This window comes from Streptomyces sp. NPDC006265, assembly GCF_040613555.1.
Classification (GTDB): Bacteria; Actinomycetota; Actinomycetes; order Streptomycetales; family Streptomycetaceae; genus Streptomyces.
The window spans coordinates 1-10,257 of the sequence record NZ_JBEXSH010000260.1; the positions used below are offsets into that span (position 1 = coordinate 1).

Annotated in this window: 7 protein-coding genes and 2 pseudogenes; 2 read left to right on the forward strand and 7 right to left on the reverse strand. The window is 69.7% G+C overall.

Annotation, left to right across the window (positions count from 1 at the left end; all coding sequences use genetic code 11):
* Nucleotides 1-25 precede the first annotated feature (25 nt).
* Complete coding sequence (locus tag ABZ281_RS21455) at nucleotides 26-1,267, reverse strand: geranylgeranyl reductase family protein (protein ID WP_356657701.1); 1,242 nt, start codon at nucleotides 1,265-1,267, stop codon at nucleotides 26-28.
* A gap of 190 nt (nucleotides 1,268-1,457) precedes the next feature.
* On the opposite strand from ABZ281_RS21455, the gene ABZ281_RS21460 reads away from it, so the two are divergent.
* A complete protein-coding gene (locus ABZ281_RS21460; protein WP_356657703.1) occupies nucleotides 1,458-2,813 on the forward strand; it encodes a dipeptidase in 1,356 nt (451 codons plus the stop codon).
* Nucleotides 2,814-2,874: 61 nt separating this feature from the next.
* Nucleotides 2,875-3,210 (forward strand): annotated as a pseudogene (locus tag ABZ281_RS21465) (MBL fold metallo-hydrolase); the annotation flags it as partial.
* A 464-nt stretch (nucleotides 3,211-3,674) separates the two neighbouring features.
* Here the strand turns inward: ABZ281_RS21465 and ABZ281_RS21470 are convergent.
* The 6 genes and pseudogenes from ABZ281_RS21470 to ABZ281_RS21495 form a co-directional block, all read right to left on the reverse strand.
* Nucleotides 3,675-4,754 carry a dipeptide ABC transporter ATP-binding protein gene (locus ABZ281_RS21470; protein ID WP_356657705.1) on the reverse strand — a complete coding sequence of 360 codons (1,080 nt, stop codon included), beginning with the start codon at nucleotides 4,752-4,754 and terminating at the stop codon, nucleotides 3,675-3,677.
* A gap of 26 nt (nucleotides 4,755-4,780) precedes the next feature.
* Nucleotides 4,781-5,881 (reverse strand): ABC transporter ATP-binding protein, encoded by a 1,101-nt coding sequence (locus ABZ281_RS21475; RefSeq protein ID WP_356657707.1) that lies wholly within the window; start codon nucleotides 5,879-5,881, stop codon nucleotides 4,781-4,783.
* A gap of 26 nt (nucleotides 5,882-5,907) precedes the next feature.
* The gene (locus ABZ281_RS21480; RefSeq protein WP_356657709.1) at nucleotides 5,908-6,900 is read right to left on the reverse strand and encodes an ABC transporter permease; all 993 of its coding nucleotides are present in this window, start codon (nucleotides 6,898-6,900) and stop codon (nucleotides 5,908-5,910) included.
* Between the two features lie 74 nt (nucleotides 6,901-6,974).
* Complete coding sequence (locus tag ABZ281_RS21485; protein ID WP_356657711.1) at nucleotides 6,975-8,660, reverse strand: ABC transporter substrate-binding protein; 1,686 nt, start codon at nucleotides 8,658-8,660, stop codon at nucleotides 6,975-6,977.
* A gap of 79 nt (nucleotides 8,661-8,739) precedes the next feature.
* A complete protein-coding gene (locus ABZ281_RS21490; RefSeq protein WP_356657713.1) occupies nucleotides 8,740-9,771 on the reverse strand; it encodes an ABC transporter permease in 1,032 nt (343 codons plus the stop codon).
* A gap of 297 nt (nucleotides 9,772-10,068) precedes the next feature.
* Nucleotides 10,069-10,257 (reverse strand): annotated as a pseudogene (locus ABZ281_RS21495) (ATP/GTP-binding protein); the annotation flags it as partial.

Genomic DNA, 10,257 nt, shown 5'->3' on the forward strand with positions numbered 1-10,257 from the left:
GCCCCGGACCACCCCGTCTTCGTGATCACTCGGACGAGCTGACCTCCGCGTCCGCGGCGGGACGGCGGTCCATCGCGGCCTGGGCACGCTGGGCGAGGGGATACGTGCGCACGATCTCGCCCAGCGACGTCGAGCCCTGCGTGATCTCCCTGAACGCCCTCCACGCGGGGCGGAAGCCCGTCAGCGCCGCGTGGAACAGCCCGGGACGGCGCTCGAACGCCGCGAGCAGCCGCTTGCCGACGCTCATCTCCACCCCGAGCCCGGCCTTGACCGCGAACGCGTAGTTGAGAGCCTGCCGGCGCGTGTCCACGGCGTCGTGCGCCTCGGCGATCCGCACCGCCCACTCCCCCGCCAGCCGGCCGGACCGCAGCGCGAACGAGATGCCCTCGCGGGTCCACGGCTCCAGCAGCCCCGCGGCGTCACCGCACACCAGCACCCGCCCGCGGGAGAGCGGGGAGTCGTCGGCGCGGCAGCGGGTCAAGTGCCCGGAGGAGATGCTCGGTTCGAAGCCGGCGAGGCCGAGCCGGCCGATGAACTCCTCCAAGTACCGCTTGGTGGCGGCGCCTTCGCCACGGGCCGAGATCACCCCGACCGTCAGGGTGCCGCCCTTGGGGAAGACCCAGCCGTAACTGCCGGGCATCGGCCCCCAGTCGATGAGCACCCGCCCCTTCCAGTCCTCCGCGACGGTCTCCGGCACCGGGATCTCCGCCTCCAGGCCGAGGTCCACCTGGGCGAGCTTGACCCCGACGTGCGCCCCTATGCGGCTGGCACTGCCGTCCGCCCCGACCACGGCCCGGGCGAGCACGACCTCGCCGCCCTGCAGGACCACGGCGACGGTGCGCCGGTCCGGCACCGTCGAGCCGTGCTGCTCGACCCGCTGGACCGTGACACCCGTGCGCAGCTCGGCGCCCGCCTTCTGCGCCTGCTCGACGAGCTGCTGGTCGAACTCGGGCCGGTTGATCAGCCCGAAGAGCATCTGCTTGGAGCGGCGCGTGCGCGTGAAGCGGCCGTTGTTCGAGAAGGTCACCGCGTGCACCCGGTCCCTGAGCGGCAGCTCGAAGCCGGGCGGCAGGGCGTCGCGCGACGGGCCGATGATGCCGCCTCCGCAGGTCTTGTACCGCGGCAGCTCGGCCTTCTCCAGCAACAGCACGCGTCTGCCGGCCACTGCCGCCGCGTACGCGGCCGAAGCGCCCGCGGGTCCCGCGCCCACCACGACGACGTCCCACACCTGCCGCGCGTCGTCCGCCGAAGAGTTCTCGCTGCTCACGATGGTCTACTGCTCCCGATCAAGCCGCCTGCCGCTGTCTCCCGCATCCTACGGCGGCGGTCACCGCAGGCCGCTGTGGGAGGATCGGCAGCGTGGGTGCCCCTTACACGGGGCCGTGCCCACACCACACGATCACCGCGTACCGAGAGGTACGCATCCGTACAACGTCGCACCCACGAGGAGCGTGCCCATGTCGTCGAATCCGGTCGCCGAGACCGTCGCCTCGCTGATGCCCAGGGCGAAGGAGGAGCTCACCGAACTGGTGGCCTTCCAGTCGGTGGCGGACTTCGACCAGTTCCCCAGGAGCGAGAGCGAGGGCGCCGCCCGCTGGGTCGCGGACGCGCTCGCCGCCGAGGGTTTCGAGGACGTGGCTCTGCTCGACACCCCCGACGGCACACAGTCGGTCTACGGCTGTCTGCCCGGCCCCAAGGGCGCGAAGACCGTCCTGCTCTACGCCCACTACGACGTGCAGCCGCCGCTGGACGAGGCCGCCTGGACGACCCCGCCCTTCGAGCTGACCGAGTGGGACGGCCGCTGGTACGGGCGCGGGGCCGCCGACTGCAAGGGCGGCCTGATCATGCATCTGCTGGCGCTGCGTGCGCTGAAGGCGAACGGCGGCGTGCCCGTCCATGTGAAGGTGATCGCCGAGGGCTCCGAGGAGATGGGCACGGGCGGCCTGGAGCGGTACGCCGAGGAACACCCCGGCCTGCTGGCGGCGGACACGATCGTGATCGGCGACGCGGGCAACTTCCGGGTCGGCCTGCCGACCGTCACCTCCACCCTGCGCGGCATGACCATGGTGCGCGTCCAGGTCGACACGCTCGCGGGCAACCTCCACTCGGGCCAGTTCGGCGGTGCCGCTCCCGACGCGCTGGCCGCGCTGATCCGCGTGCTGGACTCGCTGCGCGCCGAGGACGGCTCGACGACCGTCGAGGGGCTCTCCGGTGACGCGGGCTGGGAGGGACTCCAGTACGGGGAGGAGCAGTTCCGCCGGGACGCCAAGGTGCTGGACGGCGTCGAACTGATCGGGTCCGGGACGGTCGCGGACCGCATCTGGGCGCGGCCGGCCGTCACGGTCATCGGCATCGACTGCCCGCCGGTGGTCGGCGCCACCCCGTCGGTGCAGGCGAGCGCCCGTGCGCTGATCAACCTGCGGGTGCCGCCGGGTGTGGACGCGGGCGCGGCGACCAAGCTGCTCCAGGCGCACCTGGAGGCGCACACGCCGTGGGGTGCCCGGGTGAGCACCGAGCAGATCGGCGAGGGCCAGCCGTTCCGCGCCGACACCACCAGCCCGGCGTACCAGGCCATGGCGGCCGCGATGGCGGTCGCCTATCCGGGGCAGGAGATGCAGTACGCGGGGCAGGGCGGGTCGATCCCGCTGTGCAACACGCTGGCCGCGCTCTATCCGCGTGCGGAGATCCTGCTCATCGGGCTGAGTGAGCCGGAGGCCCAGATCCACGCGGTGAACGAGAGCGTGTCCCCCGAGGAGCTGGAGCGGCTGTCGGTGGCGGAGGCGCTGTTCCTGCGCACCTACGCGGCGAGCTGACCGCTCTGCCCGCAGCAGAAGGCCCTCGTCCTCGGAAGGGGGCCTTCCCTGGGGTCGTCCCATGGACGTCATCGAACTGTCCCCCCGCCTGCACCTGCTGCGCTTCCCGGTCGGCCAGGCCTATCTCTGGCCCGACGGCGGCGAACTCACCCTGGCCGACGCCGGCCCGGCCGGTTCCGGTGCCGCGATCGCCGAGGCGGTGTCCGCCCTCGGCCGGCATCCCCGGGACGTACGGCGGATCGTGCTCACCCACTTCCACGAGGACCACGCGGGCGGGGCGGGCGATTTCGCCGCGCTGAGCGGCGCCGAGGTGCTGGTCCACCGGCTCGACGCGCCCTTTGTGCGCGGGGACGTCCCGGGCCCGCCGCCGGTGTTCGAGGACGGGGAGCGGCCGCTGCCGGTGGTCTGCTTGCCGGCCACATGTTCGGCGAAGACATCGCAGTCGCCGGCGGGATACCGCGGCCAGCTGCCGACTTCTCCTTGACGATGTTCGCCGCATCGCGCAATGGCGAGTTCAACCTCACCGACCCCACGCCGGAAGCCCCCCTCGGCCACCCCGCCAGGACCGTCCACGAGGTCTTGAAGGCCGTTGTGCGTTCCCGGTAGACCGATCAGCTCTTGGTCCTGGCGGGTCGGCACCTCCACGGCGCGACCCGCCAGGAATAGTGAGGCGGGCGAATGAACCCGGCCCACCGTAAGAAGCCTGCGAAGACAGAGGGGCTCAGTGCGACGAAAGATGCGGGAACCTGCCGCGCCCACCGTCTTAAGTCAGCGAACGCTGACGCCGCCCCTCTGGAATGGAAGCCACCACCCATCCGACCACCGCGGCCACGAACTCGGCGAACCTTCCCGGTCACAGCGCTAGGCCGGGTCCAGGACGATGTCCTCCTCGCGGGCGGTGACGGACGGTTCCTCGGGGAAGTGGCAGGCGGTCAGATGGCCCGAGGGGCTGCCCTCGACACGTACCAGTCGCGGCTCCTCCAGGGCGCACTTCTCCTGTGCCTTCCAGCAGCGGGTGCGGAAGCGGCAGCCGGAGGGCGGGTCGATCGGAGAGGGCACATCGCCGGCGAGCCGGATGCGTTCGCGCCGGTCGAGGACGTCCGGGTCGGCCTCGGGCACGGCGGACAGCAGCGCGTGCGTGTAGGGGTGCCGGGGCCCGGTGTACAGCGACTCCCGCTCGGCGACCTCGACGATCTTGCCGAGGTACATCACGGCGACCCGTTCGGAGAAGTGCCGTACGACGGCGAGGTCGTGGGCGATGAACACGAAGGCGATGCCGAACTCCCGCTGGAGGTCCTGGAGCAGGTTGACGACCTGCGCCTGGATGGAGACGTCCAGCGCGGAGACGGGTTCGTCGGCCACGATCAGCTTGGGCCGCAGGGCGAGGGCGCGGGCGATGCCGATGCGCTGGCGCTGACCGCCGGAGAACTCGTTCGGGTAGCGGTTGTAGTGCTCGGGGTTGAGCCCGACCGTCTCCAGGAGTTCCCGGGCGCGCTTCTTGTGGCCATGGGGCGGGTTGATGCCGTTGAGCCGCATCGGCGTCTCGATGATGGTGCCGACGGTGTGCCGGGGGTTCAGCGAGGAGTACGGGTCCTGGAAGATCATCTGGAGGTTGCGGCGGGCCTCCCGCATCCGCCCGGGTGACCGGTGCGTGATGTCCTCGCCGTCGAAGACGACGGAGCCGCCGGTGGGTTCGAGCAGCCGGGTGATCAGGCGGCCCGTGGTCGACTTGCCGCAGCCGGACTCGCCGACCAGGCCCAGCGACTCGGCCGGCCCCACCGAGAAGTCGATGCCGTCGACGGCCCGGACGGCCCCGATCTGCCGCTGGAAGAGGATGCCCTGTCGGATGGGGAAGTGCTTTTGCAGATCGCGCACCTCCAGGAGGTTCTCGCCGGCGGGGCGGTCGGTGTTCTGCCCGGTGAGGGGCTCGGTGATGCTCACGGCATGGTCCCTTTCGTCCGCCGCCGTCACTGTGCGGCCCGTGCGGCTGCGGTGCCCCGGTCGTCCGGACCGGCCCCGACGCGGATCTCCTGCTTGGCTTCGTCGCTGAGATGGCATGCGGCGAGGTGCCGTTCGCTGCCGGAGACGAGGCGCAGCTCGGGCCGCTCCGCCGTGCAACGGCCCTGGGGCTCCCAGCCCTTGTAGGCACAGCGGGGGTGGAAGGAGCAGCCGTCCGGCAGGTTGATCAGGCTCGGCGGGGTGCCGGGGATCGGGTCGAGCCGTTCGCCGACGTCGCCGCTGAGGTGCGGCATCGACTGCAACAGGCCCCAGCTGTAGGGGTGCTGGGGCTGCTTGAGCACGTCGCGGGTGGTGCCGTACTCGATGCGGCGGCCGCCGTACATCACCAGGATGTCATCGGCGACGTCGGAGACCACGCCGAGGTCGTGCGTGATGATGACGACGGCGGAGCCGAACTCCTCCTGGAGGTCGCGGATCAGGTCCAGGATCTGCGCCTGGACGGTGACGTCCAGGGCGGTGGTGGGCTCGTCGGCGATGAGCAGGGCCGGGTCGCACACCAGGGACATGGCGATCACGGCGCGCTGACGCATGCCGCCGGAGAACTGGTGCGGGTAGTCCCCGACCCGGCGCTCGGGCTGCGGGATGCCGACCCGCTTCAGCATCTCCACCGCGCGATCCCCGGCCTCCTTCTTGGAGACCTTGTGGTGCACCCGGTAGGCCTCGGCGATCTGCGAGCCGACGGTGAAGAAGGGGTGCAGCGCGGAGAGCGGGTCCTGGAAGATCATGGAGACCGTGCGGCCGCGCAGGGCGCGCATCCCGGCCTCGGGCAGGGCGACGAGTTCCCGGCCCTCCAGCCAGATCTCGCCGGAGACCCGGGCGCGGGTGCCCTTGTGCAGTCCGAGCAGGGCCAGTGAGGTCACCGACTTGCCGGAGCCGGACTCGCCGACGATGCCGAGGGTCCTGCCCTTCTCCAGGGTGAAGGAGACGCCGTCGACCGACTTGACGAGGCCGTCCTCGGTCGGGAAGTGCACCCGAAGGTCGCGTACGTCGAGGAAGGGTGCGGGCGTCGGTGCGACGTCCGCGGGCTGCGGTGAGGTCTGAACGGACACGGGTGTTCCTAAGGACGAAGAAGGGCTCAGGCGAGGCGCACGCGCGGGTCGACGAGGCCGTACACCAGGTCGACGACGACGTTGGCGATGACGACGAACGTCGCGGCGAAGAGCGTGGTGCCGAGGATGACCGGCAGGTCGGAGTTCTGGACGGAGTCGACCGCGAGTTTGCCGATGCCGTTGATGCCGAACACCGACTCGGTGATGACCGCGGAGCCGCCGATCAGGGAGCCGACGTCCATGCCGAAGATGGTGATGATGGGGGTGATGGCGGCCCGCAGTCCGTGCTTGAGGACGACGGTGGCGGCCGGCAGGCCTTTGGCGCGGGCGGTGCGCATGTAGTCCTCGGCGAAGACCTCCAGCATGGAGGAGCGGGTGAGCCGGGTGTACATCGCGAGGTAGACGATGACCAGGGTGGTCCACGGCAGGACCAGCCCCTGGAACCAGCCGGCCGGGTCATCGGTGATCGGCGTGTAGCCGGAGGTCGGCAGGATCTGGAACTTGTCGACGAAGAGGTAGAGCAGCAGCAGACCGATGAAGTAGATCTGCACCGACACGCCGAACAGGGCGACTCCGACCGCTGCCTTGTCGGCGGCCCTGCCCCGGCGTACGGCGGCGACGGTGCCGAGGCCGACGCCCAGGACCAGGAAGGCCACCGCGGCACCGAGACCGAGGGAGAGGTCCGCCGGGAAGTCCGACAGCAGGGTGGCCAGGACGGGGGTGTCGGTCTGGAAGGAGACGCCGAGACAGGGCGCGCCGCAGTGGATGCGCACGCTCTGGTCGCCGAAGTCACGGCCGACGAACAGTCCCTTGAGGAACTCCCAGTACTGGGTCAGGTAGCTCTGGTCCAGGCCCAGCGAGTGCTTGATCTCCGCCAGGCGCGAGGGCGAGCAGGTCTTTCCGCAGGCCAGGAGTGCGGGGTCGGACGGCAGCGCGAAGAAGATGAAGAAGGTGATCGTGGTGATCACCAGCATGATCAGGGCCGCTGCCAGCAGGCGTCTGATGAGGTAACGAAACATGGGGTGCCGGGACCTGACGTGAGTGGGATACCCGCCGGCGGCCGGGGCCGCCGGCGGGGTCTGGTGGAGAGGCGTCAGTGCTTGACGTAGACGTGAACCAGGCTCGGCTCGGCCAGGATCGTGTCGGGGATGACCCCTCCGACCTTGGAGCCGGACATGTCGCCGAAGTTCATGTACATCAGCGGGACCACGGCGGCGTCCTTGAGGATCTGCTGGTCCATCTGCCCGTAGGCGGCGTTCCGCTGCTTGACGTCCGTCATCTCGGCGGCCTTGTCGATGAGCGCGTTGACCTTCGGGTCGTTCAGGTAGGACAGGTCCTGGTTGGCCTGCGGATTCTTCTTGATGAGCCGACCGTCGAAGAGGGTGGGCAGCACGGTGGAGGCGTTCGGCCAGTCGGCGATCCAGTCGCCCCAGGTCAGGTCGTACTGGTTCTTCGTGTTGTTGATGGTGCTGAAGTAGCTCGACGCGTCGATCGGGGAGATGTTGACGTGGATCCCGATGCGCTCCAGCGCGTTCTTCACCGCGTCGGCGAAGTGCTCATGGGTGGGGGTGTTCTCCACCGCGATCGACATCGTCGGCTTCGGGTTGCCCGCCTGCTTCATCAACTCCTTGGCTTTGGCCAGGTTGCCCGCCGGGTTGGCGCTGTACAGGTTGAACTTCTTGTAGCCGCCGATGCCGGGGCTCAGCATGGTGGTGGCGTAGTCCCCGTAGGCGGAGCCGCCGAAGGCACCACGGACCGTCGTCTTGTCGACGGCGTACTCGATCGCCTGACGGACCTTCAGGTTCCTCACCCGGGTGGTGTTGATGGCCAGGTAGTTGATACCGGGGGCGGGGATCTTGTAGTAGCGGCTCTTCAGCGAGGGGTCGTTGGCCAGCTGGGCCAAATCCGAGCCCGCGATCGGCCACTGCTGGATCGACGTCTGGGCGGTGCCCGCGTCGGCCTTGATCTGCTGATCGATGGCCGACTCGTCCTGGCCGAACCGGACGTTCATCTCGTCGACGTTCTGCTGCCGGATCGGGTCCGTCGCCTGCGACCAGTGGGTATTTCTGGTGAGGACCAGTTCCTTGTTCTTGGTGTACGACTTGATCATGTACGGGCCGTCGGACCAGACCTTGGTGTCGTACGTCGAGCCGGTGTCATGGGCCTTGGGCACGGCGGACCAGCCGGGCATCGCGGTGGTCTCGTTGAAGTCCGCCACCGGCTGGTTCAGGTGGAAGACGATCGTGTACTTGTCCGGCGTCTGAATGGAGGCGAGCTCCTTGCCCTTGTAGGGGCCCTTGTAGCCGGAGCCGCCGACGAGCCACTGGGCCGCGTAGGGCGGGCCGCCGTTGATGTCGGAGGAGAAGAACCGCTCCACGCCGTACTTCACGTCCGGCGCGGTGACCTCCGTGCCGTCCTGGTACTTGACTCCGTGCCGCAGGTGGAACGTCCAGACCTTGGCGTCCTTGGACTGCGTTCCGGTGTCGGTCGCGAGGTCGCCGACCAGCTTCGGGGTCGAGCCCGTCTCGTCCCAGCCGGTGAGGGTGCGGACGATCTCCTCGTCCATGCTCGAACCCTCGGTCGTGTAGACGCGTTGCGGGTCGAGGTGGTCGAAGTCCGCCTTGTCGAGGATGGTCAGGGTGCCGCCCTTGCCGGGGGCTCCGCTGCCGCTGTTGCCGGAGGACCCTCCGCATGCGGTGGCCCCCAGGGCGATCATCACGGCTGAGGCCGTGAGAGCGACCGTGCGCGATCTGCGCGTGCTGCGCGTGCTGCGCGTCATTGAGGAAACTCCGTTTCTTGCTACGGGCTCGGCGGCCGTGCGTGGGGCCGTCGCGCCGATACTCGGGGGGTGGCTTGGGTCAGCCGCGCCGGGCGCGGGGGTCCAGGGCGTCCCGGACGCCGTCCCCCAGGAGGTTGAGCGCCAGGACCAGCACGAGGAGCAGGACACCGGGCACGAAGAGGTACATCGGGTCCTGGAGGAAGAACTGGGAGGCGTCCGAGAGCAGGGCGCCCCAGTCGGGGTTGGGCGGGATGACACCGACGCCCAGGTACGACAGCGCCGCCTCGGTGGTGATGTTCTGCGGCACGGCGAGCGCGAAGGAGATCAGAATCGGCGCCCACAGGTTGGGAAGCAGTTGCCGGAAGAGGATGTGCCGGCGGCCGGCGCTCATCAGCCGCGCGGCGTCGACGAACTCCCGCTCACGCAGGGACAGTACCTGCCCGCGCACCAGGCGGGCGGTGTACGCCCAGGCGAAGACCGCGATGTTGAGGACCAGGACGAGCAGTCGGAGGTTCTCGTCGGTGCCGCCGTGGGTGTTGGTCTGGAGCGCGTTCTGGATCACCGGGGTGAGCGCGATGATGAACAGCAGCTGGGGGAACGCCAGCATCACGTCCATGATCCGGGACAGCAGGGAGTCGACCCAGCCGCCGAAGTATCCGGCGGCGAGTCCGGCCACGACTCCGACCGCGGTGGACAGTACGGCCGAGGCGAATCCCACGTAGAGGGAGGTGCGCAGGCCGTAGACGATGCGGGCGAACAGGTCGTAGCCGGTGCCCGGTTCGACGCCTAGCAGGTGCGTGGCGCTGATGCCGCCCAGCGATCCGTAGGGGAAATTGCCCGTGTCCGGGTTGACCGCCTTGTTGTCGGGGGTGATCGGTCCCCAGCCGGTCACCGCGGTGAGTACCGGCGCGAGGAGGGCGATCGCGATGAACAGGAGGGTGGCCACCAGGGCGGCCGTGGTGACCTTGTCCCTCCTGATCCGCCGCCAGGCCATCCGGGCCGGTGAGCGGCCGGCGACAACCGTGCCGCCGGGTCTGGAGTCCTGCGTCGACGGCTCGGTCAGCAGCGCGGTGCCGCCGCCGGAATCGAGCGGCTGGTGTTGCGTGGTCATCGTACGGACATCCCGGATCTGCCCCTGGGGCAAGGAAATTGGGTGGCGGCCATTGCTTCCGCCGTGAGACTCTGCGGACTTTCGCAATGGCGTGCGAGTCCGGTCAAGCCGCACAGGGGCGAGAAAAGGGATTGTTTGCGGACATGGAAAAGTGTTGACGAGAGCGGGGAATGCGATTACCCACCGCGTGAATGTTCGAGGGAGATCCCTTGGGCAGCAATTGGCCGTGCCCCGGGCGTCGTTTCCTTTTGCTTTTCCCTCGGAACTCCCCGTGCCGGGTAAAGGGCGGGCCCGGAGTCAGCCGACCGGCACTCCGGCCTCGAGATAGAGCGCGGCTCCGCGTTCGCGTGCCCGCAGGGCCCAGCGCAGCCGCTCGTAGCGCACCGGGGGCAGCAGGTCGGCGGCCTCCTCCTCGGTGACGAACCGCCAGGCGCGCAGCTCGGGGCCGGGCAGCAGCAGCCCGCCCGCCTCGTCGGAGTGCAGGAT

Coding starts and splice junctions, on each gene's coding strand:
- ABZ281_RS21460 (WP_356657703.1), top strand. CDS start 1,458: ATGTCGTCGAATCCGGTCGCCGAGACCGTCGCCTCGCTGATGCCCAGG.
- ABZ281_RS21480 (WP_356657709.1), bottom strand. CDS start 6,900: ATGTTTCGTTACCTCATCAGACGCCTGCTGGCAGCGGCCCTGATCATG.
- ABZ281_RS21485 (WP_356657711.1), bottom strand. CDS start 8,660: ATGACGCGCAGCACGCGCAGCACGCGCAGATCGCGCACGGTCGCTCTC.
- ABZ281_RS21490 (WP_356657713.1), bottom strand. CDS start 9,771: ATGACCACGCAACACCAGCCGCTCGATTCCGGCGGCGGCACCGCGCTG.